This window comes from Pseudomonas sp. SIMBA_068 (assembly GCF_046534705.1).
GTDB lineage: Bacteria > Pseudomonadota > Gammaproteobacteria > Pseudomonadales > Pseudomonadaceae > Aquipseudomonas > Aquipseudomonas putida.
The window spans coordinates 1-235 of record NZ_JAWRYI010001700.1 but is presented as its reverse complement, the minus strand read 5'-3'; the positions used below and the strand labels follow the sequence as shown (position 1 = coordinate 235).

Sequence of the window (235 nt, the reverse complement as noted above, 5' to 3'; positions counted from 1 at the left end):
GCGCCACGCTGCGTACCTATGCCGGTTCCCGCTCGCTCTGCGCGCTGCTGGTGACCGAGAAAGAGCCGCTGGCGGTGCCGCCGCTGGAGGCTATTGATCAGCGGATTGAAACCAGCCACACCGGCTGGACCAGCTGGGTGGAGAGCCTGAGTTATGAGGGCCGCTACCCGACGCTGGTGAAGCGCTCAGCCCTGTCGCTGAAGTTTCTCTGGTACTCCCCGACCGGCGCACTGGC

Annotated in this window: 1 pseudogene; it reads left to right on the top strand. The window is 66.0% G+C overall.

Going from position 1 to position 235, the window contains the following annotated elements:
• Positions 1–235: pseudogene (locus SB756_RS35535) on the top strand (glycoside hydrolase family 15 protein); the annotation flags it as partial.